Below are 21549 nucleotides of genomic sequence, written 5' to 3' on the forward strand. Positions count from 1 at the left end.
CCACCGTAAGCCCCCCGCTCGACAGGCTCTCGACTGGGAGACCGCCGGTCGGGGGGGTGGCTGATGGTTGACCGCCGCTGACGGGCGCGCCGACAGAAGGGGCACCGGCCGAAGGCAGCCCACTCCACGCCATCTGAGCATCTGTCGAGCGGCCTGTCCCGTCATGCGGCTCGGTGAAGCCTCCGGCGGGGTGGGCGGAGAGCCCCTCAGTAGACAGGGCAGCGCCTCCAAGCGGCGCGTCAGCGGCTCCGCCAGGCGGGGTTGCAACTCCCTCGGACGAAATGGCGGCTCCGAAAGGTGGGGCAACGGCCCCAGGCGGTGTAGCACTTCCGACATGCTGGGAGCCGGCTTGGGCGAAGCCTCCAGGAGGCTCAGTATCCGGCAGAGACGTCCCTCCAGAAGGCGCGACGACCTCGCCGAGCCTGCCGGGGAGCGCAGGGCCCTGACCAGGCTCTCCAAGGGGCGTGGCGCCTTGGCCCGGTCCCCCGAGAGCTGCGGTGCTACCACTGGGCCCACCGAGAGACGTGGCGCCTTGGACGGGCCCTCCGGGAGGCGCGCCAGGCTCGGTGAAGTTCCCGACGAGGACGGCACCCGGTTGGCCCGGCCCCATGTGGGCTGGGGTGCCTGGCTGGCCCAGTCCCGCGGGGATTGTCGTGCCTGGCTGGCCCAGTGCCGTGGGGGTTGTGGTGCCCGGGTGGCCCATCCCCTCAAGAGGCGGCATGTGCGGCGGGTACGTGTCCACCAGGGGGCCGGGGGTCGGCTGGGTGGGGGCGGTGGGAGAGGCGGCGGGGACCGGGAGAGTGGGGTTTTCGGGGGAGAAGGTTGTTGCGGCGAGTTGGAAGCCGGTCGGGGGCATGCGGGCGATCCGTACGCGTTCCCAGGCCCGTTCCCACTCCGGGACCCGATGATCGGGCACCCCGCAAGCCCGCAGGAACGTCACCATCACCGCCTTCTTCGGAAACCGTCGCCCGGCCAGCATGTCCGCGCAGGTCGCCCGGGGAAGCCGGGGCCCGCCCGCCCTGTCCGCCCGCGCCTGGAGCTCCCGCAGCGACACGTCGGCTCGCGCGAACTGCTCGGCCAGGAGCCTCACGAGGCCCTCATGACAGTTCACCGACTCCACGCCGGGTTCCGCGCCTTCCTGGTCCTCGCCCATCGCCCCTCTCCCCGACCGGCCGTGTCCTGTCCGACAGTGTACGAACGATGACCGTACGTGTCCGGGGGGATTTCAGTGGCGTCCGAGTCAGGCTCGCATGTGGACGACTCCGGACGAGCCTGTCCGCCCTGCTGTTGGACACCGGCGCCCGATGGCTTTCCTGGCATTCGAGCGCAGAACAGCGCCGAAACCCCGAGCAGTACGAGCAGAAGAGGAAGACGACATGAACAGGAAACTGGCCCTCGTCGCCGGTATTGCCGCCGCCCTTTCCGGCCTTGTCATCCCGTCCGCCCCCGCCTCGGCCGGCAGCCTCCAGTGCAACAGCGGCCGGGCCCCGGAGGACGGCTACGTCGGCCGGGCCGACTGCCACAACCCCACCGGACAGACCTGGGTGTACCGCGCCGTGATCACCTGCGGCTGGAGCCCGGACGTCGTCGGCCCGTGGGTCACTCTCGGCCCCGGCGGCTCGGGCAGGTCCGAGGGCAAATGCGCAAGCTGGGGCAGCGGCGTCGGCGCTGTCGGCGTCGACGAACGCCAGGCCTGACCCCGACGAACCAGCACTCCTCGCCAGGCCCGCCCGGCCCGATCTGACGCGGCCGCGATAAAGCGCGACGGGCGGGGGATCGGTTTCGTCGTGCAAGAGCCGGGACGCGGTCGAGGTGGGCGGCACCTCGCCGGACATCCGTGCGAAGCGCCCCCCTTGCGCGGCGCGCGGGTGTCCACCGCGTTCCCCCTTGCGCCACGCACGGGTGCGCACCGCGTTCCTTCGCGGGTCACCGCGTTTCTTTGCGTGGCGCAAAGGGTGTCCGCGTTCTCCTCGTGCGGTGGACGGGTGTCCGCCGCGCTCCCTTTGTCTGCCCCAGAGCTACCCGCTCTGTCCCTTTCGTCACTGCGCTGGCGCCGACTGCGCGACACCCCCTCTGGTGGTGCGCAGACGTCCGCGACGGACCTCCTCTGCCGCTGCGCCGGCGTCCGCCGCGGACACCCCTCCGTCGACTGCGCGAATGCCCGAAGCCGGGCGGCCTTTCCCTCGTTGCGTGCCTGGTCCAGGCGTTCGCGTGGGCAAAGGACGGCTGCTACTGTGGCGAGGGCCTCCGCAGGTGATTCCCCAGGCGAGACCTAGGTGGCATGATCGGATTTCGATTGTCGGAGGTACCTGGGGCATACTGGTGGCACCCGCCCGATCAGGTGAGTTACTAATGTGCTCCCAGCTTCGGGTATCCTCTACGGGCCGGGAGTTTCCGGCCAAGGCGGAGTAGCTCAGTCAGGCAGAGCAAACGGCTCATAATCGTTGTGTCGCCGGTTCAAGTCCGGCCTCCGCTACTACCCAATCCCAGGTCAGTCGGCCTGGGTACGGGTGTGTCCATGTCCCGAACGTAGAAAGGCACTCCCAAGTGGCTGCCACCGACGTTAGGCCGAAGATCACGCTGGCCTGCCAGGAGTGCAAGCACCGCAACTACATCACGCGGAAGAACCGGCGCAACGACCCGGATCGGCTTGAGCTGAAGAAGTACTGCCCGAACTGCCGCTGCCACCGCGCGCACCGTGAGACCCGCTAGCGGTACTTCTGCCTCCACATCGCGCAACCGGCGTCCCGTCTGGGGCGCCGGTTTGTCGTGTTCTCACTGCCTTGAGCGTCCTGCCTGGGCGCTTTCGCCCTGGTATGGGCGCCCATCCTGGGCACTGACCCAGGCCCCGGCAAAAAGCACGCCATGAGCGGCGACAGCCGAACCTTGTTCTGTTACCGTCTGCCTCAGCAGCGCTCGTTGAAGACATACGAGGGAGCACTGATGGCCTTGAACCGTGACTTCGTGGGCAGGACCTACCCATCCGCCGCCCCGTACGAGGTCAGCCGGGGGAAGATCAAGGAGTTCGCGGCCGCGATCGGCGACCACAACCCGGTCTACCGCGACAGGGAGGCCGCCAGGGCCGCCGGATACCCCGACGTGATCGCGCCGCCCACGTTCCCCATCGTGTTCAGCCTGCAGGCGGGCGGCGAGGCGCTGGTCGATCCCGAGCTGGGTCTGAACCTGGCGATGGTGGTCCACGGCGAGCAGCGGTTCGAGTACGTCAGGCCCATCTGCGCGGGCGACGAGCTGGTCACCACCGCGACGATCACCGACATCCGGAGCGCGGGACGCAACGAGCTGCTGACGATCAGGAGCGACGTGACGACGGCCGCCGGAGAGCCGGTCTGCACCACCTACAACACGATCGTCGAGCGCGGAGGGGCGGGCTGAGATGGCGGCCACGGTGAGGTACGACGAGGTCGAGGTCGGGCAGGAGCTCCCCGTCGTGGACTACAACGTCCGGCGGCTGAACCTGGTCATGTACGCCGGCGCCTCCGGCGACTTCAACCAGATCCACTGGAACGAGCGCTTCGCCAGGACGGTCGGGCTGCCCGACGTGATCGCGCACGGCATGTTCACGATGGCGCAGGCGGGCCGGTACGTCACGGACTGGGCGGGCGATCCGGGCGCCGTGGTGGACTTCGGCGTGCGGTTCTCGTCGATGGTGATCGTGCCGGACGACGACCACGGGGCGACGATCTCGGTCGGCGGGGTCGTGGAGGAGAAGCTTGAGGACAAGCGGGTGGTCGTCGGGCTGACGGCCAAGGCGGGCGACGCGGAGGTCCTGTCGAAGGCGCGCGCGGTGATACAGCTCTCCTGATGCCGTGATATGTCGGGCAGGTCGCGGGTAGCCCGTGTTGTTATGAGTGAAGTTGCGCGACAGGTCTGGCCCACCGTCCGTTCCATCCCCGTGTCGTCCGTGACCGACACCAAGCCGCCCGCTCACCTGCGTCCCGCGTCCCCTGAACAGGTGGGGGGCAGCAGCGGCAGCGGACGGGACACCACCGGCGGCTCCGCCACCGGGGTCGGCACCGGACGGGCCCGGCCCAGAGGCGTGGGCGCGCACGGGAACCCCGCCGCCGCGCTGGGCTTCTCGGGCGACCCCGGCCAGCACGGCGACCCCGACGACACGATGCTGCACGCCCAGCGCGTCTGGGACGCCACCCTCGCCACGAACCGCATGGATGACCTGGGCGTCAACACCGAGCGCCAGCGCGTCGAGACCAGGGACGTGACGGTCTCCGTCGGGCTGCTCGTGGACGGCCGGCCTGAGGACGTGCTGGCGTGCGTCCAGTCGGTGATCGACCACACGCACACCCGGATCCTGGCCCTCGACCTGGGGAACGTCGACGGCGCGGGAGACGTCCTGGACGAGCTGGCCGCGCGGTACCCGGAGCGGATCGCGGTGTGGCACGTCGCTGAGACCTCGCGGGCGGACGGGGGCACGGCGGGGTGGGGTGAGGGGCGTACCAAGCTGTTGCGGCTGGACGAGTCCGAGGTGCACGTGCTGATGGAGACCTCGCTCGCGCTGACCGGCGACGCGGTGACGCCGCTGGTGGCGGCCATCGTGGAAGGGGCGGTGGCGGCGGGCTGGCGGGCGGCCGAGGCCGAGGAGCCCGGCAGGGTCCAGGCGTTGCGCTGCGACCTGATGGCGGTGCGCAGGGCGGCGGCGCTGGGCGCGTTCCCCGAGGACGCGGAGCGCGGCGAGGACGCCGACCTGGAGTTCTCCCACGCGCTTGAGGGCAGCCTCGTGGTGCCCGAAGGTCCGCTCCCGGTCCTCCGGCTCGACTCCGAGCACCACGGCGAGCAGGCCCTCCACGGCTGAGCCCACCCCAAGCCCCTAACCTCCGAAGGCCCCCACCCCCGAACGGGCGGACGCCCCCACGGGAAGGGGGGCCGCCCGGATGGGGTGCTGGGTGGGCTGGGGGGCTCATAAGCTTGGGGCTCATGGAGATGCTCGCGCCGCACACCACCCTGGGCCTGGGCGGCCCCGCCCGCGACTTCGCCGAGGCAGTCACGGCGGAGCAGCTCGTGTCCCTCGTCGCCGAGGCCGACATGAACGGGGTGCCGACCCTGGTGCTCGGCGGCGGCAGCAACGTGGTGATCGGTGACGACGGCTTCGACGGGCTGGTCGTCAAGGTGGCCACCGAGGGCGTGACGGTCTCCAGGGACGGCGAGCAGGTGCTGCTCACGGTCGAGGCGGGCCAGGACTGGGATGTGCTGGTCGAGCGGGCCGTGGCCGAGGGATGGTCCGGCATCGAGTGCATGTCCGGCATCCCGGGCCTGGTGGGCTCGACCCCGATCCAGAACGTCGGCGCGTACGGCCAGGAGGTGGCGCAGACCATCAGGTGCGTACGGGCCTACGACCGGCTCACCCGGCAGGTGGTCGACCTGGAGGCGCGCCAGTGCGGGTTCTCCTACCGCGACAGCGCCTTCAAGCGAGACCTGTCGCGGCACGTGGTGCTCGCGGTGACGTACGCGCTGGACGTGTCGGACCTGTCCGGGCCGGTGGCCTACCAGGAGCTGGCCGGGCGGCTCGGGGTGGAGCTCGGCGGCCGCGTGCCTCTCGGCCTGGCCCGTGAGGGCGTCCTGGGGCTGCGGCGGGGCAAGGGCATGGTCTTCGACCCGGCGTCCGACCCCGACAGCCGCAGCGCGGGCTCGTTCTTCACCAACCCGATCCTGACCGCCGAGCACGCCGACGAGCTGGCCGGACGCGCGCCCGGCCACCCGCGCTGGGACATGCCCGACGGCCGCGTCAAGGTGCCGGCCGCCTGGCTGATCGAGCAGGCGGGCTTCCCCAAGGGCTACGAGCGCGGCCCGGTGCGCATCTCCACCAAGCACACGCTGGCCCTCACCAACCCGGTGGGCGCCGCCACCACGGCCGACCTGCTGGCGCTGGCCGCGGAGGTGCGCGACGGGGTGCGGGAGAAGTTCGGCGTCACGCTCGTCAACGAGCCGGTGCTGGTCGGCTGCACGCTGGCGGACGACCTGGGGGAATGACGGCTCTGCGTGGGCTGTTATGGTGTGTTGGTAATTCCGAAGGGGAGTAGTCCCAATCGTGTGATCGACATACTGGCGCGTGATCGCGCCCGGTCACACGGGCCTGAACGGGCGGACGAGACCTTCGGCCTGGCAGTCATGACACAAAGACGCTGCCGGGCCGAAAGTCGTGCCCGAAGATCCCCCGGGTGCCTGCTTCCGGTCTGGTCGCGCGGAAGAGGACCGGTTGGACGCGTTCTGGATCAGTCTCGCGGTCATTTTCGTGGCCGAGCTCGGTGACAAGAGCCAGCTCATGGCGATGACGTTCGCCACCCGTTTCAAGCCTTGGCCCGTGCTCGCGGGCATCACCATCGCCACCACGGTCGTGCACCTGCTGAGCGTGGGTGTGGGCGAGCTGGTCGGGAAGGCGCTGCCGACGACGGCCATCTCGATCGTGGCCGGCATCGCCTTCCTCGGGTTCGCCCTGTGGACGTTGCGGGGCGACGAGCTGACCAAGGAGGAGGAGGACAAGGCCCGCCGTACGACCAGGAACGTCCTGGTCGCGGTGACCGTGGCGTTCTTCCTGAGCGAGCTGGGCGACAAGACGATGCTCGCCACGATCACCCTGGCCACGCAGCACGGCTGGTTCGGCACGTGGATCGGCTCGACCGTCGGCATGGTCGCCGCCGACGCCCTGGCCATCCTCGTGGGCCGCCTGCTCGGCAAGCACCTCCCCGAGAAGGTCATCCGGTACGGCGCCGCCGCCGCGTTCGCGGTCTTCGGCATCGTGCTGCTCGTCGACGCGATCCTCTAGGAGTGCGGCGGCAGCGCCTGGTGGACGTCGGCGAGCAGGCCGAGCACGGGCTCCCTGCTCTCCCGGGCGAAGGCGGCCTCCACCGCGCGCGCCACGGGCCCGCCGGCGAGCCAGGCGAGGACCTGGGCGTGGGCGGGGGCGTCGCGGTCCCAGAAGGCGTTGGTCAGCCGCCGCCCGGACAGGCCGCCGGTGACGAAGTCGTGCAGGTGGGCGATCGCCGCGTCGCTCTCCAGCCCGGCCCAGGCGTCGAGGAAGGGCGCGAGGTCCACGCCGGTGGCGGCGACGGCGCACAGCACGGTGTCGGCCGGCGGGCGGGACGGATGGCGGTGCAGCGTGTCGTGCCACCACTCGTGCAGGAACGCGGTGACGGCCGTGCGTTCGGCGGCCGGCCAGTCGTGCCAGCCCGCGACGGCGAGCTTGCCGAGGACGATCTCCGGGTCGGGATAGGAGAAGGCGTCGGCCGCCGCGCATTCGAGCAGGCGCGGGAGGAAGTAGCGGAACCCGGGGACGTCACCCCACGTGGTGAGCGCCTTGGCCGCGTAACGGGCCAGCGAGCCGGCCTCGATCGCCGAGACCGGCCCGGACAGCAGGCACGCCTCCTCGCCCGGTTCCACGCAATGGGGGCAGCCGGACACGCTCGCGGGCCGGCCGACGGCTCCGAACACCTCGTAGAGCCGCCCGAGGGCCGTCACCCTCAGTCGAGGGTGAAGTAGTCGGGGCCCGCGTAGCGGCCGGTGGCGAGCTTCTCGCGCTGCATGAGCAGGTCGTTGAGCAGCGAGGACGCGCCCAGCCTGAACCAGTCGGGGGAGAGCCAGTCGTCGCCCGCCGTCTCGTTGACCAGCACCAGGTTCTTGATGGCGTCCTTGGTCGTGCGGATGCCGCCGGCCGGCTTGACGCCCACCTGGCGGCCGGTCGCGTCGCGGAAGTCGCGCACCGCCTCCAGCATGATCAGCGTCACCGGCAGCGTGGCCGCCGGGGACACCTTGCCGGTCGAGGTCTTGATGAAGTCGGCGCCCGCGATCATGGCCAGCCAGGACGCCCGGCGCACGTTGTCGTACGTCGCCAGCTCGCCCGTCTCCAGGATCACCTTCAGGTGCGCGGGACCGCAGGCGGCCTTGATCGCGACGATCTCGTCGTAGACCTTCATGTAGTCGCCGGACAGGAACGCGCCGCGGTCGATCACCATGTCGATCTCGTCGGCGCCCGCGCCCACGGCCAGCGCCGTGTCGCTCACCTTGACCTCCAGCGAGGAGCGCCCGCTGGGGAACGCGGTGGCGACCGAGGCCACCTTGACCCCCGACCCGGCCACCGCCTGGACGGCCACCGGCACCATGTCGGGATAGACGCACACCGCCGCCACCCTGGGGGCGCCGCCGCCCGGGTGCACGGCCTTGGTGCACATGGCCCGGACCTTGCCCGCCGTGTCGGCGCCTTCGAGCGTCGTCAGGTCGACCATGGAGATGGCCAGGTCGATGGCCTGGGCCTTGGCCGTGGTCTTGATGGAACGGGTGCCGAGCATGGCCGCCCGCTGGTCGGCGCCCACCCGGTCGACTCCGGGAAGGCCGTGCAGGAAGGCGCGCAGCGTCGCGTGGGACGAGGCGACGTCCGCGAGCGAGGTAGTCACAGTTGACACCTTCACAGCATCGCCGACCAGGGCCACTACCTCCAAACCGGACGGACGGAACGCCGCCTAAGGCGGGACGGGCCCCGATCTAGGTATGTCCCGCCCTGGGTGCGCCCGCAGATAGGGCATCCACCCGATGTGCCGGGCCGGGCCTTAGGCCGAACATTGAAGATGTCAGGGAAAAGCAGCACATGTTCAGGAGAACAAGATGAACCCCGAACTCGAGTACGAGCTCATGAAGTCCTACGCCAGCGAGCTCCGGCAGGCCGCCGCCGAGCACCGCCGAGTACGCGAGGCCATGAAGGGAAACAAGACCGAGCGGCGCTCGGTCTTCGGCAAGCGCCGTTCGTCATGACCGCCCCAAGAGTGCCCGGCCGCGTCATCGCATGTGGCGGCCGGGCCTCTGCACCCCCCTAAACCCGTCGAATGCGATTGATAGGGCATGGCATGCTGAACGACATGCTGGGACGTTCGGTGAGTCCCGTCTTCGTCGGGCGGGCGGAGGAGCTCGTCGCTCTCGGAGAGAGCTTCGACGAGGCGCGTAAGGGCACGGTGACGTCCGTGCTCATGGGCGGAGAGGCTGGGGTCGGCAAGAGCCGGCTCGTGCAGCGCTTCGCCGAGACCTGCGTGGCCGATGGCGCGCAGGTGCTGGTCGGTGGCTGCGTGGAGTTGTCGGCCGAGGGTCTGGCGTACGCGCCTTTCACCGCCGCGCTCAGGCAGCTCGTCAGAGAGCAGGGCCCCGCCGCGGTGGCCGCGCTGCTGCCCGAAGGGGGCCAGCGCGATCTGGCCAGGCTGCTGCCGGAGTTCGGCGAGCCCAGCGGCGACGGCGAGACCGACACGGGCCGCGCCCGGCTCTTCGAGCAGTTCCTCACCCTCCTCGAACGCCTCGCGGACAGCCGCCCCACGATCCTCGTCATCGAGGACATCCACTGGGCCGACCGGTCCAGCCGCGACCTGATCGCCTTCCTCAGCCGCAACCTGCACGCCCCGCAGGTGCTCATCGTCATGACCTACCGCTCCGACGACCTGCACCGGCAGCATCCGCTGCGCCCGGTGCTGGCCGAGCTCGGACGCGTCAACGGCGTCCACCGCCTGGACCTGCCCCGCCTGTCGCGCGACGAGGTGGCCGCCCAGATGGCCGGCATCCTCGGCGCCGCCCCCGAATACGTGAAGGTCCAGAAGGTCTACGAACGCAGCGAGGGCATTCCGCTGTTCGTGGAGGCCCTGCTCGACAGCGGCGAGGACTGCACGTTCCCCGAGTCGATGCAGGACCTCATCCTCAACGCCGTCGAACGGCTGCCCGAGGAGACCCAGCGCGTCCTGCGCATGGCCGCGGCGGGCGGCAACCGGGTCGGTCACGCGCTGCTGGCCGCCGTCAGCGGGCTGTCGGAGATCGAGCTGGAGGCGGCCCTGCGCCCCGCCATCGCCGGGAACGTGCTGCAGATCGCCGACAACCGCGCCTACGTCTTCCGGCACGCGCTGATCCGGGAGGCCGTGCACGAGGAGCTGCTGCCGGGCGAGCACCAGCGCCTGCACTCCAGGTACGCCGAGGAGATCTCCAAGGACCGCTCGCTCGTCCCGCCCGGTCGCGCCGCCGTCGAGCTGGCCCACCACTGGTACGGGGCCCGCAACGACCTCTGGGCCCTGGTGTCGGCCTGGGAGGCCGCGCAGAAGTCGTTCAAGGCGTACGCCTACACCGAGGCCGTGCCGCTGCTGGAACGTGTGCTCATGCTCTGGGACCGGGTCCCCGACGCCGCCCGGCGCATCGGCGTGGACCACACCGCCGTGCTCGAACGCGCCTCCGAGGCCGCGAACGCCGGCGGCGAGGTGGACAAGGGCGTGAAGTTCGTCAAGGCCGCCCTCGCCGAGCTGGACGAGAACGAGGAACCGGACCGGGTGGCCCAGCTCATCGTGCGCCAGGCGTCGTTCAAGGTGTCCAAGGGCCAGATGGGCGTCATCGAGCTGCTCCGGCACGCCCTGCGACTGGTGCCCGAGCCGTGCCCGGTGCGCGCGGAGGTCGTCATGACGCTGAGCAGGCAGCTCATGCTGCGCGGCCACGTCGCCGAGGCCGACGAGCTGATCGTCGAGGGCCTCGACCTGGTCAGGCGGTCCGGCGACCGGTGCCTCGAAGCCGACCTGCTGATGAACATGGCGCTCGGCCACTCGCTGCGGGGTGAGCTGGAGCGGGTCATCGCCGTCAACGAGCAGGCGATCGGCCTCGGCAAGGACGAGGGTTCGGGCCGGATCATCATCAGGGCGCTCGGCAACAACATCGACTCCCTGATCGACATGGGCCGCGCCGAGGAGGCCTTGCGCCTGTCGGAGGAGGCCTGGCGCTACGCCAAGAAGTACGGCCGGCTGCGCGGCAGCGGGCTGTTCATCCTCAACAACTGGGCCGAGGCGCTGGAGTCCCTCGGCCGCTGGGACGAGGCGCTCGACCGCGTGGAGAGCACGCTCAACTACGGGCCGGTCCTGCGCACCCGGTACGCCGTGCTGCGCGTCCGGGCCGACATCGGGCTGGCCAGGGGCGAGGTGCAGCTCGTCGAGGGCATCCTGTCGGAGATCGGCGTGCTCAAGGACCGCCCTGAGGACTTCGTCCAGGACGTCATCAGCAACGCGCGCCTGCACATCGGCTGGCACCTGCTCAAGGGCGAGCCGTGGGCGGCGCTGGACGTGGCCGAGCGGGCGCTGTCGCATCCGCGGCTGCCGAGCAAGGCCATGCTGGGCTGGCGGCTGCTCTCCCTGCTGCGCACGGTCTGCGACGCGGCGGAAGACCTCGAACCCGACCGGACCGCCGCCGTCCGGGCGCACGCCGCCGAGCTGGCGGCCGAGCTGACGATCAGCGGGCCGGTGGCGGATGCGTACCGGTTGTCCTACAGCGGTGACTTCGACGCCTCGGCGGCGGCGTGGGAGCGGCTGATGCGCCCGCACAACCAGGCCAAGGCCCTGCTGCGCGCGGCCGGCGCCGCGGCCAGGAGCGGCGACAGGGAGGGCGCGGCGACCCGGCTCCGGCAGGCGCGCCCGCTCGCCGTCGAGCTGCGCGCCACCCCGCTGGTCGAGGAGATCGAGGCGTTGTCGCGCCGCGTGGGCGGCGGCCAGCAGGCCCAGGAGACGGCGTCGGAGCTGCTGACGCCGCGTGAGCTGGAGGTTCTGCGCCTGGTGACCCAGGGCCGCACCAACAGGGACATCGCCGCCCAACTGTTCATCTCGGCGAAGACGGTCAGCGTGCACGTGTCGAACATCCTGGCCAAGCTGGGTGTCACCACGCGCGGAGAGGCCGCCGCGGCGGCGCATCGCCTGTCCCTCCTCGCATAGGAGCTCCAGGCCCCTCGGAGCACTCGGACCGACCGTCTACGCTGGCAAGGTGATGTCCCTATACCTCACCCTGGGCTGACGGCGATGTTCGACTACGCACCCGCGCCAGAGTCGCGCGACATTGTCGACCTCAAGCCGTCGTACGGGTTGTTCATCAACGGTGAGTTCGTGGACGGCTCCGGCTCTCCCTTCAAGACGGTCAACCCGGCGACGGAGGAGAAGCTGGCGGAAGTCGCCTCCGCCTCCTCCGACGACGTCGACCGGGCCGTGCAGGCGGCGCGCAAGGCGTTCGGCGTGTGGAGCGCCCTGCCGGGCGCCGAGCGGGCCAAGTACCTGTTCCGCATCGCGCGCCTGATCCAGGAGCGGGCCCGCGAGCTGGCCGTCCTGGAGTCGCTCGACAACGGCAAGCCGATCCGCGAGTCGCGCGACGTCGACCTGCCGCTGGTCGCGGCCCACTTCTTCTACTACGCGGGCTGGGCCGACAAGCTGGCCTATGCCGGGTTCGGCCGGAGGACGACGGATGGGCGCAGCGGTGACAAGCCGCTCGGGGTGGCCGGTCAGGTCATCCCGTGGAACTTCCCGCTGCTCATGCTGGCCTGGAAGATCGCTCCTGCGCTGGCCTGCGGCAACACGGTCGTGCTCAAGCCGGCCGAGACCACGCCGCTGACCGCGCTGCTGTTCGCGGAGATCTGCCGGCAGGCCGAGCTGCCGCCGGGCGTGGTCAACATCGTGACCGGCGCGGGCGACACCGGCGCCGCGCTGGTGGCCCATCCCGACGTCAACAAGGTGGCCTTCACCGGCTCCACCGAGGTCGGCCGGATCATCGCCCGCACGGTCGCGGGCACCGGCAAGAAGCTCACGCTGGAGCTCGGCGGCAAGGCCGCGAACATCGTCTTCGAGGACGCCGCCATCGACCAGGCGGTCGAGGGCATCGTCAACGGCATCTTCTTCAACCAGGGCCACGTCTGCTGCGCGGGCTCCCGGCTGCTGGTGCAGGAGTCCGTCCACGACGAGCTGCTGGAGTCGCTGAAGCGGCGGCTCGGCACACTGCGGCTCGGCGACCCGCTCGACAAGAACACCGACATCGGCGCGATCAACTCGGCCGAGCAGCTCGCCAAGATCCGCGAGCTGTCCGAGGCCGGGGCCGACGAGGGCGCCGAGCGCTGGTCGCCCGCGTGCGAGCTGCCCGACCGGGGCTACTGGTTCCCGCCCACCCTGTTCACCGGGGTCGCCCAGTCCCACCGGATCGCCCGGGAGGAGATCTTCGGGCCGGTGTTGTCCGTGCTGACCTTCCGTACCCCCGCGGAGGCCGTGGAGAAGGCCAACAACACCCCGTACGGGCTGTCTGCCGGGATCTGGACGGAGAAGGGCTCGCGCATCCTGTGGATGGCCGACCGGCTGCGGGCCGGGGTCGTCTGGGCCAACACGTTCAACAAGTTCGACCCCACCTCGCCGTTCGGCGGCTACAAGGAGTCGGGGTACGGCCGTGAAGGCGGTCTCGCGGGGCTGGAGGCCTACCTTGACGTGTGATCATCGCCGTGCCCGGCGGTCCGGGCGGCGTGCCCAGGCCACCGGCGGCCACGCCTTCGCCCGTGCCGGCCGGCCCGTACGCGTCGGCTGGTTCGCCCACCGCTGCGGCGTCAGCAGGTGCGGCCAGGTGTTCGCCCCGGTTCAGACGACGCAGGAGTCCACGTGGAGAGGTCGGGGCGATGAGTAGGTTGTCCGTCAGAAAGACCTACAAGCTGTACATCGGCGGGGCCTTCCCGCGCTCGGAGAGTGGGAGGTCCTATCCCGTGACCTCGCCCAAGGGCGACTTCCTCGCCAACGCCTCGCGCGCCTCGCGCAAGGACGCGCGTGACGCCGTGGTGGCCGCGCGCAAGGCGTTCCCCGGCTGGTCCGGCGCGACCCCCTACAACAGGGGGCAGATCCTCTACCGCGTCGCCGAGATGCTGGAGGGGCGGCGCGGGCAGTTCGCCGAGGAGCTGGGCACGGGCAAGAAGGCCGCCCTTGAGTCGGTGGACGCGGCGGTCGACCGGCTGGTCTGGTACGCGGGCTGGTCGGACAAGATCACGTCGGTGCGCGGGTCGGCGAACCCGGTGGCGGGGCCGTACCTCAACCTGTCCTCGCCGGAGCCGACCGGGGTCGTGGCCGTGGTGGCGCCCGCCGATCCGCTGCTCGGGCTGGTGTCCGTGGTCGCGCCGGTGATCGTCACCGGGAACACGTGCGTCGTGGTCGCCTCCGAGCCCTCGCCGCTCGCCTCGATCACGCTGGCCGAGGTGCTGGCCACGTCCGACCTGCCGGGCGGGGTGGTCAACATCCTGACCGGACGGCAGGCCGAGCTGGCGCCCTGGCTGGCCGCGCACATGGACGTCAACGGCCTCGACCTGACCGGCGTCGAGGACGCCGACCTGGCGCTGCGCTGCGAGCAGGAGGCGGCCGAGAACCTCAAGCGCGTGCTGCGTCCCGTGCGCGAGGACTGGACGGCCGATCCGGGGCTCGGGCGCATGACGCGGTTCCTGGAGACCAAGACTGTCTGGCATCCGGCCGGCGTCTAGGAGAAACCGGGCGGGCGCAGCGGCGGGTGGGCCGCCTGGAGCTGGGCTGCCAGGGCCAGCAGGTGCGGCTCGCCGCCCGGCGGCGCCACGAGCTGCACGCCGATCGGCAACGCGCTGGAGTGCGTGGCGACCGGCACGGTCATCGCCGGCCAGCCGCACAGGTTCCAGGGGCCGGTGGTGGGCGCGTACCTGACGTTGACCAGCAGGTTGGGCAGGAGGCCGCGCCCGGCCCAGCGGTCGGCGCGCGGCGGGAGCGCGGCGAGCGCCGGCGTGATCATCACGTCGGCGTCGCCGAACCAGGTGTCGGCGCCGTAGCCGCTCCAGCGCTCGCGGCCGCGCCGGCCGTCCAGGCCGATCCTGGTGAGCACGCGTCCGGCGCGGGCGAGTGCGCGGGTGCGGCGTTCCAGCCCGCGCGGGTCGAGGCCGTCCGCAGCGGCGGCGGCCCGGCCCAGCCAGGTGGCCACCGCGGCGGGGCCGAGCCAGGCGGGCAGGCGGTGCGGGTGCTCGACCACGGTGTGCCCGGCCTGCCGCAACGTCTCGGCCGCCGCTCGCACCGCCCCCTGGAACTCCCGGTCGACGGGCAGGCCCGGCGGCAGCGGCTGTGGGGCGTAGGCCACCCGCAGGTCGAACGGCTCCGGGCTGTCCTGGGGCGGCTGCGGCTCCCACACCTCGTCGTCGTCGGCCCACACCGAGCGGAGCATGCGCGGCTTCGGCTCGACCCGGTGGCCGGTACGCCACGCCTCGGCCAGCGCCGGGTCGGCGGCCAGCACGGACAGCGCGAGCGACAGGTCGGCCGCGGTCGTGGCCAGGGGGCCGTTCTCGGTGAGCCCGTCCCAGTCGTCGGCGGGCGGGGGGACCAGGCCGGTCCCCGGCTTGACGGCCAGCACGCCGCAGCAGGCGCCCGGGATGCGCAGCGACCCCATGCCGTCGTTGCCGAGCGCGATCGGGACCATCCCGGCCGCCACCGCCGCCGCGCTGCCCGAGGAGGAGCCGCCGGCGGTGCGGGCGAGGTTCCAGGGGTTGCGGACGACGCCGTACGGGCCGTCGCCGAAGCCGACCAGCCCCAGCTCCGGCAGGTTCGTCAGCCCGACGACCACCGCTCCCGCCGCGCGCAGCCGGGCCACGGCCGGATGGTCCTCCGGGGCGGGCGTGCCGGGGGTGGCGGCCGAGCCGCCGCGGGTGGGCTCGCCGGCCACCTCCAGGTTGTCCTTGACGGCCACCGGCACCCCGGCGAGCGGCAGGTCGGCCAGGTCGCGGCGGTCGTCCAGCGCCCGCGCCTCGTCCACCGCCCGCTGCCTGACCAGCCGGAACGCGCCCACCTGGGAATCCCGTTCGGAGATGCGGCGAAGGTGCTCCGCCACCACGGTCGTGGCCGTCACCTCGCCGCGCCGGACGGCCGTCGCGATCTCGATGGCGGTCCTGCCTGCCCACAACATGTCTAGAGTGTGCAGGTTTTCACTCTTCCTTGCGAGAGCTCCTGCCCGGCTCCCGCCCGGCCTCCTTCAACGCCAGCCGCAGCGCGAACTCGATCTGCGCGTTGATGCTGCGCAGGTCGTCGGCCGCCCACTTGGCGATGGCGTCGTAGACGGCCGGATCGAGGCGGAGCAGGAGCTTCTTGCGCTCAGGCATACAGACTGCCGGCGTTCACCACCGGCTGGGTCGCCCGGTCGCCGCACAGGACGACCAGGAGGTTGGAGACCATCTGGGCCTTGCGCTCCTCGTCGAGCTCCACGACCCCCTCCGCGGCCAGCCGGTCGAGCGCGAGCTGGACCATGCCGACCGCGCCCTCGACGATCCTGGTGCGGGCGGCGACCACCTGGCCGGCCTGCTGGCGCACGAGCATCGCCTGGGCGATCTCCGGCGCGTAGGCCAGGTGGGTGATGCGGGCCTCCAGGATCTCGATCCCGGCCAGCTCGGTGCGCTCGCGCAGCTCGGCGGTCAGCTCGCCGGCGACCTCGGCGCCGTCGCGCAGGCTGGTGCGCTCGGGCTCGTGCGAGTCGTACGGGTGGGTGGTCGCGAGGTGCCGCACGGCGGCCTCGGACTGGATCGCGATGTACTGCTCGTAGTCGTCGACGGAGAAGGCGGCCTTGGCCGTGTCGGTGACCTTGTAGACCACCACCGAGGCGATCTCGACCGGGTTGCCGTCGGCGTCGTTGACCTTGAGCTTGGCGGTCTCGAAATTGCGGACCCGGCGGCTGATCCGGCGCTTGGTGGTGAACGGCGCCACCCACTGGAGCCCCGCCACGTCGACCGTGCCGACGTAGCGGCCGAGGAACTGCACGACCTTCGCCTCGTTGGGGTTGACCACGGTGAAGCCGGAGGCCGTGAGCGCGAAGAGCACGATCCAGGCTATGCCGAGCGTCTCGAACGAGACCAGCGCCGCGCCGCCCGCCAGCAGGAGGAGGACGAGCAGGACCAGGAATCCGTTGATCCGGAAAGCACGACGTTCCATCGCGACTCCTTGCTATCGAAGTGATATCACCATGATAGCCATATAAACTCCATGCGCGTGAACGGATCTTCACTTGCCGTCGGCCAGCGCTCGCTGGGCGACCCCTCGATCGAGTTCCCGTTGTCCCCGCCGCTCACGAAGGGCTGTCCGCGTACCAGCACCGACGAGATCGCCTATCCGGTCGAGGTCGTCTACGACTACGGCCGCGTCGACAAGGGCCTGTTCGACCAGGAGCCGGGGCCGGACATCGCGCGCTGGTCGCCGCTGCTGCCGTCCCTGGAGGCGCCCACGCTGGGCGAGGGCGGCACCCCGCTGCTGGAGTTCGACGGGATCCACCTCAAGGACGAGTCCCAGAACCCGACCTGGTCGCACAAGGACCGGCTGAACCGCGTTGCGGTCAGCGCGGCCGTGGCGGAGGGGGCGGCCGGGGTGGTGGTGGCCTCGTCGGGCAACCACGGCGCCTCGGCCGCCGCGTACGCCGCCCGCGCCGGGCTGCCCGCCATCGTGCTGGCCTCGGCGGAGTCGCCGGCCGCGGTGCAGGCGTTCGTGCGGGCGTACGGGGCCAAGGTGTTCTCCATGCCGGCCGACGAGCGGTGGCCGCTGCTGCGGGAGATCGTGGACCGGCTCGGATACCACCCGGTCAGCAACCAGACCGTGACCCACACCGGCCATCCGTACGGGCCCGAGGGGTACAAGACGATCGCGTACGAGCTGTTCCTCCAGCTCGGACGGGTGCCCGCGGCGGTCTTCGCGCCCACGGGCTACGCCGAGTTGCTGTTCGGGGTGTGGAAGGGATTCACCGAGCTGCGGCTGCTCGGGCTGGCCGGGGGTGTGCCGCGGATGTTCTCCTGCGAGCCGGCCGCGGGCGGCCCCAATGCGCAGGCCCTGGCCGACGGGGCGCCCGCGGCGATCGTCGAGCTGGGGGCCAGCGCGGCGTACGGGATCGCGGGGTCGGTCGGCGGGCACCGGGGCGTGGTGGCGGTGCGCGACAGCGGCGGTGAGGCGGTGCTCGTGACGGACGACGAGATGCGCGCGGCCCAGCGGGACCTGGCGCGGCAGGGGGTGTGGCAGGAGCTGTCGGGGGCGGCGGGCCTGGCGGCCTACCGGAAGCTGCGCCGGGACTTCGACGGGCCGGTGGTGTGCGTGGGCACGTCGAGCGGGTTCAAGGACCTGGGGGTGGGCGAGGAGACCAACCCGGCCCGCACGGGTTTGACCCTGGCCGACCTGACGGACTGACGCCTCCTGCCCGCCGCCCCCTCGGCCCCCGGCCCTTGGCCCTCTTGCGCCCGGCCCTACCCCCTCAGGGCTTGAGCAGGATGCGGAGAGGGCCGAGGGTGGTGAAGCCGTGGGCGAGGGCGGCCGACGGGTCGCTCTCGTAGCCGACCAGCGGGCGGCCGGGGAACAGCTCGGCCGCCATCGCCACCGTGCCCTCCCAGGCGGCGGACTCGTCGCAGCCGGCCGCGAAGACGTTCGAGACGCCCGTCACCGTGCCGCTCGCGTTGAGCGCCGCGCCGCAGACCACGTCACCCCCGATCCGGCCGCACACCAGCCGCACGTCGGGATCGTCGAGCAGCGCGGGCGGGAACAGGCCGGGCGCGCCGCCGGAGAAGCAGGCCGCCGCCCACTCCTCCAGCGTTCGCGGGTCGCCGACCACTTCCCATACGACCGGGTCCCCGGTGGCCGCCCGGAGGGGACGCCGCGGCGCGTCCGGAGCGGGCCGGCCGATCCACTGGGCGGAGAACAGCACGTCGAAGCCGGGCAGGTCGAGCGTGCCGAAACTGTCCTTGACCGAGGCGCCCGAGCCCGCGTCGATGCCGTCGAGCACGTCGGCCGCCCCGGCGCCGGGGGAGAGCGTGACGGCGTCGGGATAGAGGACGGGGGTCCTGGCCGGGTTGGTCCAGGCGAGCGGGCCGAAGACGCCGGGACGGCCGTGCGCCCGGCACATCGTGTCGCACCAGGCGGCGTTGTTGCGGACGGCTTCGTCGATCAAGGTCGGCTCCGGTTGACGCGGCGGGTGGGCGGCGCGGTGAGTGGATCCTCCGGCCATGGGTGCTTAGGGTAACGTCCCCTCATTTCGGCCCGTACGGACCGGTAGGCGTCCCGCCAGAACGACGCCAGATCGGCGGTCACCGCCACCGGACGGCCCGCCGGGGACAGCAGATGGACCAGCAGGGGCACCCCGGCGATCCGCGGCGTCTCCTCCCAGCCGAACAGTTCCTGCAACTTCACCGCCAGCACCGGCTGCTCGCCGGAGTAGTCGACCCTGATCCGCGAGCCGCTGGGGACCTCGACGTGTTCGGGGGCCACGTTCTCCAGGCGTTCGCTCCACGGGATCAGGCGGCGCAGGGCGGCGGCCACGTCGATGCGCTCGACGTCGGCCCGGCGGCGGGCCCTGGACAGCTCCGGCTCCAGCCACTGGTCGGCCAGGGCGATCAGGTCGTCGGTGGCGGGCCATGGGGGGCCGATCGCGCGGTGGGCGAAGGTCAGGCGGTCCTTGAGTTCTCTGGCGGGTCTCGTCCAGGTCAGCAGGTCTTCGGTGCGGAGGCCGTGCAGGATGGCGGGGCGTACGTCGGCGTCCTTGAGCGGGGTGGACGACAGCTCGATCGCGCCCAGGCGTTCGACCACGCGGGCCGACACGTCGCCGCGCCGCTCGCCCGGCGGGACCCGCCAGGTGACCTCCTCCTCGACCGTCGTGGGCAGGGCCAGCCTGGCGATCTCCTCGTCGATCACCACGGCCTGGCGCACGCGGGCCGAGGCCGAACCCGTGGGCCTGTCGGCGACGGCGATCGCCAGCCACGGCGCGGTGGACAGCCTGGAGCCCTCGGCGAGCTGGGCCTGCGTGCCCGACGCCATGAGGTACCCGCCGCCGCGCCGCCGCGCCACCCGCTCCGGGAACGCCAACGCCACCGCCATCCCGGCCAGCACGTCGTCACTCACCTCCCGGCCGCCGGCCCCCTCACCGGAGGGGCGGGGGCCCGAGGGGGTCGGGGCGGCCGGGGGCTGCGTGGCGGCTCGGGTGAGGCGGGCGGTTTCCTGGCGCCAGCGGGCGGCGAAGCCCGTGCCGCCCCTCCGGGCCGTACGCCAGACCTCGGCGAGGTCGTCGCCCGCGTCCTTGGGCAGTTGCTCCGACAGCAGCGCCACCACCTCGGCGGCCCGAGGGCCGAGGTCGATCAGGGCCCTGGCCAGGCGGGGATGCACGCCCGCCAGCGCCATGCGCCGCCCGCGACCGGTCACCCGCCCGGCCTCCAGCGCGCCCAGAGCCTCCAGGGTGCGGACGGCGGCCGCCATCGCGGCGGGCGGCGGCCGGTCGAGCAGGGCCAGGCCGACCGCGTCGGCGTCGCCCCAGCAGGCCGCCTGGAGCGCGAACCCGGTCAGGTCGGCGAGTGCGATCTCCGGCCGCGCGTGGTCGGCCAGGCGCTCGTGCTCGGCCGCCGACCAGCAGCGGTACACGGCGCCCGGGGCCTCCCGCCCGGCGCGGCCGGCCCGCTGGTCGGCGGACGCCTTCGAGACCCTGACCGTGGTGAGCGACCCGAGCCCCCGGGCGTGGTCGGTACGGGGCTCGCGGGCCAGCCCCGAGTCCACCACCACGCGCACACCCGGGACCGTCAGGCTCGACTCGGCCACCGACGTGGCCAGCACGACCCGGCGTCCGGCCCCGGGTGACAGGACGGCGTCCTGCACGCGGGCGGGCGCCTGGCCGTGCACCTGGAGCACGTCGAGGTCGCCCAGCATGCCCGCGACCCTGCCGATCTCGCCCACCCCCGGCAGGAAGCACAGGACGTCGCCGTCGCGCTCGGCGTACGCCCGCCGGACGACCGCAGCCACGTGCGCCAGCAGCGCGGGATCGACGCGCAGGCCGTGGGGCGGCGCGACCGGACGCTCCGGCGGCGCCCACACGGTCTCCACCGGATGGGCCGAACCCGTGGCGGCCACCACCGGCCCGCCGAGCAGCAGCGACCAGGGGGCCGCGTCCGCGGTGGCCGACGTGGCCAGCAGCCGCAGATCGGGACGGAGGGTCTCGCGCACGTCGAGCAGGAACGCGAGGGCGGTGTCGGCGTCGAGGTGGCGTTCGTGGCACTCGTCGAGCACGACCGCGTCGACCCCGGCGAGCTCCTGGTCACGCTGGAGCCGCTGGAGCAGCACGCCGGTGGTGACGACCTCGACCATGGGGTTCGCCCCGGTGTGCCGCTCGCCGCGGATCGTGTAGCTGACGCCCATGCGTCGGGCCGCCGCGCGTACGGCCAGCCGCCGGGGCTCGGCGACCAGCACCCGCAGGCCGGTCTCGGCCAGCGCCAGGGGCACGACCGTGGTCTTGCCCGTGCCGGGCGGCGCGGTGAGCACCGCCGTGCCGTGCCGGTCCAGCGTGGCGAGCAGCTCGGGCAGCGCGTCGTGGATCGGCAGCCGGTCAGGTCGTGGCATGCGAGGCCGACAGCACGGAGTCGAGCAGGCCGGGGAAACGTGCGTCGAGGTCGCCGCGGCGCAGGCTGATGTACTTGAGCCGGCCCTCCTGCTTGGAGACGATCACGCCCGCCTCGCGCAGCGCGCGGTAGTGGTGGGAGGCCGTCGACTTGTGGACGCCGAGATGGTCGCCCGCGGCGGTGCACGTCATCTCGCCCAGGGTGGCCAGGCGGACCACGATCTCCAGCCGGACGGGGTCGGCGAGCGCACGCAGGACCTCGGTGAGCTGGATGTCCTCCTTCGCGGGGTGCGGTAGCAGGCGCATGGTGGCACCCTACCTCCCTCTCATTGTTTGACAACTATCCAACAATAATGACAGTTTGACAGGCGTCCAACTGTTTGACTGGAG

20 protein-coding genes and 1 tRNA gene are annotated in these 21549 nt (G+C 72.2%); 13 read left to right on the top strand and 8 right to left on the bottom strand.

Going from position 1 to position 21549, the window contains the following annotated elements:
• Positions 1 to 1376: 1376 nt before the first annotated feature.
• From ABZ815_RS39500 to ABZ815_RS39535, 8 genes are all read left to right on the top strand, one after another.
• On the top strand, positions 1377 to 1697 hold the full coding sequence (locus ABZ815_RS39500) for a hypothetical protein (RefSeq protein WP_357706334.1): 321 nt from the start codon (positions 1377 to 1379) through the stop codon (positions 1695 to 1697).
• A 705-nt stretch (positions 1698 to 2402) separates the two neighbouring features.
• Positions 2403 to 2476, top strand: a tRNA-Met gene (locus ABZ815_RS39505).
• Between the two features lie 71 nt (positions 2477 to 2547).
• Positions 2548 to 2712, top strand: a complete 165-nt coding sequence (gene rpmG / locus ABZ815_RS39510) for a 50S ribosomal protein L33 (RefSeq protein ID WP_019632658.1) — start codon at positions 2548 to 2550, stop codon at positions 2710 to 2712.
• A gap of 231 nt (positions 2713 to 2943) precedes the next feature.
• Positions 2944 to 3393 carry a MaoC family dehydratase N-terminal domain-containing protein gene (locus ABZ815_RS39515; RefSeq protein ID WP_357706335.1) on the top strand — a complete coding sequence of 150 codons (450 nt, stop codon included), beginning with the start codon at positions 2944 to 2946 and terminating at the stop codon, positions 3391 to 3393.
• Position 3394: 1 nt separating this feature from the next.
• Positions 3395 to 3823, top strand: coding sequence for a MaoC family dehydratase (locus tag ABZ815_RS39520; RefSeq protein WP_357706336.1), 429 nt, complete (start codon positions 3395 to 3397; stop codon positions 3821 to 3823).
• A 99-nt stretch (positions 3824 to 3922) separates the two neighbouring features.
• Complete coding sequence (locus ABZ815_RS39525; protein ID WP_357706337.1) at positions 3923 to 4828, top strand: hypothetical protein; 906 nt, start codon at positions 3923 to 3925, stop codon at positions 4826 to 4828.
• A 122-nt stretch (positions 4829 to 4950) separates the two neighbouring features.
• Positions 4951 to 6003, top strand: coding sequence for a UDP-N-acetylmuramate dehydrogenase (locus tag ABZ815_RS39530; RefSeq protein WP_357706338.1), 1053 nt, complete (start codon positions 4951 to 4953; stop codon positions 6001 to 6003).
• A 226-nt stretch (positions 6004 to 6229) separates the two neighbouring features.
• Positions 6230 to 6796 (top strand): TMEM165/GDT1 family protein, encoded by a 567-nt coding sequence (locus ABZ815_RS39535; RefSeq protein WP_357706339.1) that lies wholly within the window; start codon positions 6230 to 6232, stop codon positions 6794 to 6796.
• Here ABZ815_RS39535 and ABZ815_RS39540 read toward each other — a convergent pair.
• On the bottom strand, positions 6793 to 7488 hold the full coding sequence (locus ABZ815_RS39540; RefSeq protein WP_357706340.1) for a hypothetical protein: 696 nt from the start codon (positions 7486 to 7488) through the stop codon (positions 6793 to 6795). The two genes, ABZ815_RS39535 and ABZ815_RS39540, sit on opposite strands and share 4 nt — an antisense overlap.
• Before the next feature lie 2 nt (positions 7489 to 7490).
• Complete coding sequence (gene deoC, locus ABZ815_RS39545) at positions 7491 to 8420, bottom strand: deoxyribose-phosphate aldolase (protein ID WP_357706341.1); 930 nt, start codon at positions 8418 to 8420, stop codon at positions 7491 to 7493.
• 208 nt (positions 8421 to 8628) lie between these two features.
• Between deoC and ABZ815_RS39550 the strand changes: the two genes are divergently transcribed.
• The 4 genes from ABZ815_RS39550 (at position 8629) to ABZ815_RS39565 (ending at position 14290) form a co-directional block, all read left to right on the top strand.
• Positions 8629 to 8775 carry a hypothetical protein gene (locus ABZ815_RS39550; protein WP_357706342.1) on the top strand — a complete coding sequence of 49 codons (147 nt, stop codon included), beginning with the start codon at positions 8629 to 8631 and terminating at the stop codon, positions 8773 to 8775.
• A gap of 104 nt (positions 8776 to 8879) precedes the next feature.
• Positions 8880 to 11735: an AAA family ATPase gene (locus tag ABZ815_RS39555; RefSeq protein ID WP_357706343.1), complete on the top strand. Its 2856-nt coding sequence runs from the start codon at positions 8880 to 8882 to the stop codon at positions 11733 to 11735.
• Positions 11736 to 11819: 84 nt separating this feature from the next.
• A complete protein-coding gene (locus ABZ815_RS39560) occupies positions 11820 to 13265 on the top strand; it encodes an aldehyde dehydrogenase family protein (RefSeq protein WP_357706344.1) in 1446 nt (481 codons plus the stop codon).
• A gap of 179 nt (positions 13266 to 13444) precedes the next feature.
• Positions 13445 to 14290, top strand: a complete 846-nt coding sequence (locus ABZ815_RS39565) for an aldehyde dehydrogenase family protein (protein ID WP_357706345.1) — start codon at positions 13445 to 13447, stop codon at positions 14288 to 14290.
• Here ABZ815_RS39565 and ABZ815_RS39570 read toward each other — a convergent pair.
• The 3 genes from ABZ815_RS39570 to ABZ815_RS39580 are packed head-to-tail and all read right to left on the bottom strand — an operon-like array spanning position 14287 to position 16742.
• On the bottom strand, positions 14287 to 15726 hold the full coding sequence (locus ABZ815_RS39570) for an amidase (protein WP_357706346.1): 1440 nt from the start codon (positions 15724 to 15726) through the stop codon (positions 14287 to 14289). The genes ABZ815_RS39565 and ABZ815_RS39570 overlap by 4 nt on opposite strands.
• Before the next feature lie 19 nt (positions 15727 to 15745).
• Entirely contained in the window at positions 15746 to 15919 is a 174-nt protein-coding gene (locus ABZ815_RS39575; RefSeq protein ID WP_357706347.1) for a hypothetical protein, read from the bottom strand.
• Entirely contained in the window at positions 15912 to 16742 is an 831-nt protein-coding gene (locus tag ABZ815_RS39580; protein ID WP_357706348.1) for an SPFH domain-containing protein, read from the bottom strand. Before ABZ815_RS39580 ends, ABZ815_RS39575 begins: the two co-directional genes overlap by 8 nt.
• 57 nt (positions 16743 to 16799) lie before the next feature.
• On the opposite strand from ABZ815_RS39580, the gene ABZ815_RS39585 reads away from it, so the two are divergent.
• Entirely contained in the window at positions 16800 to 17978 is a 1179-nt protein-coding gene (locus ABZ815_RS39585) for a pyridoxal-phosphate dependent enzyme (RefSeq protein ID WP_357706349.1), read from the top strand.
• Between the two features lie 64 nt (positions 17979 to 18042).
• On the opposite strand, the gene ABZ815_RS39590 is transcribed toward ABZ815_RS39585, so the two are convergent.
• From ABZ815_RS39590 to ABZ815_RS39600, 3 genes are read right to left on the bottom strand one after another with little or no spacing between them, the layout of a single operon-like run.
• Entirely contained in the window at positions 18043 to 18732 is a 690-nt protein-coding gene (locus ABZ815_RS39590; protein WP_357706350.1) for a hypothetical protein, read from the bottom strand.
• Complete coding sequence (gene hrpB, locus ABZ815_RS39595) at positions 18729 to 21161, bottom strand: ATP-dependent helicase HrpB (protein ID WP_357706351.1); 2433 nt, start codon at positions 21159 to 21161, stop codon at positions 18729 to 18731. The genes ABZ815_RS39590 and hrpB overlap by 4 nt, the downstream gene beginning before the upstream one ends.
• A complete protein-coding gene (locus ABZ815_RS39600) occupies positions 21148 to 21465 on the bottom strand; it encodes a helix-turn-helix transcriptional regulator (protein WP_357706352.1) in 318 nt (105 codons plus the stop codon). The genes hrpB and ABZ815_RS39600 overlap by 14 nt, the downstream gene beginning before the upstream one ends.
• Positions 21466 to 21549 lie beyond the last annotated feature (84 nt).

It is taken from the genome of Nonomuraea sp. NPDC047529 (assembly GCF_040642995.1).
Taxonomy (GTDB): Bacteria; Actinomycetota; Actinomycetes; order Streptosporangiales; family Streptosporangiaceae; genus Nonomuraea.

Excerpts from the sequence above, each read along its gene's own strand:
- ABZ815_RS39500 (WP_357706334.1), top strand. The coding sequence starts at position 1,377 with ATGAACAGGAAACTGGCCCTCGTCGCCGGTATTGCCGCCGCCCTTTCC.
- ABZ815_RS39515 (WP_357706335.1), top strand. The coding sequence starts at position 2,944 with ATGGCCTTGAACCGTGACTTCGTGGGCAGGACCTACCCATCCGCCGCC.
- ABZ815_RS39520 (WP_357706336.1), top strand. The coding sequence starts at position 3,395 with ATGGCGGCCACGGTGAGGTACGACGAGGTCGAGGTCGGGCAGGAGCTC.
- ABZ815_RS39530 (WP_357706338.1), top strand. The coding sequence starts at position 4,951 with ATGGAGATGCTCGCGCCGCACACCACCCTGGGCCTGGGCGGCCCCGCC.
- ABZ815_RS39550 (WP_357706342.1), top strand. The coding sequence starts at position 8,629 with ATGAACCCCGAACTCGAGTACGAGCTCATGAAGTCCTACGCCAGCGAG.
- ABZ815_RS39555 (WP_357706343.1), top strand. The coding sequence starts at position 8,880 with ATGCTGGGACGTTCGGTGAGTCCCGTCTTCGTCGGGCGGGCGGAGGAG.
- ABZ815_RS39560 (WP_357706344.1), top strand. The coding sequence starts at position 11,820 with ATGTTCGACTACGCACCCGCGCCAGAGTCGCGCGACATTGTCGACCTC.
- ABZ815_RS39565 (WP_357706345.1), top strand. The coding sequence starts at position 13,445 with ATGAGTAGGTTGTCCGTCAGAAAGACCTACAAGCTGTACATCGGCGGG.
- ABZ815_RS39570 (WP_357706346.1), bottom strand. The coding sequence starts at position 15,726 with ATGTTGTGGGCAGGCAGGACCGCCATCGAGATCGCGACGGCCGTCCGG.
- ABZ815_RS39575 (WP_357706347.1), bottom strand. The coding sequence starts at position 15,919 with ATGCCTGAGCGCAAGAAGCTCCTGCTCCGCCTCGATCCGGCCGTCTAC.
- ABZ815_RS39580 (WP_357706348.1), bottom strand. The coding sequence starts at position 16,742 with ATGGAACGTCGTGCTTTCCGGATCAACGGATTCCTGGTCCTGCTCGTC.
- hrpB (WP_357706351.1), bottom strand. The coding sequence starts at position 21,161 with ATGCCACGACCTGACCGGCTGCCGATCCACGACGCGCTGCCCGAGCTG.
- ABZ815_RS39600 (WP_357706352.1), bottom strand. The coding sequence starts at position 21,465 with ATGCGCCTGCTACCGCACCCCGCGAAGGAGGACATCCAGCTCACCGAG.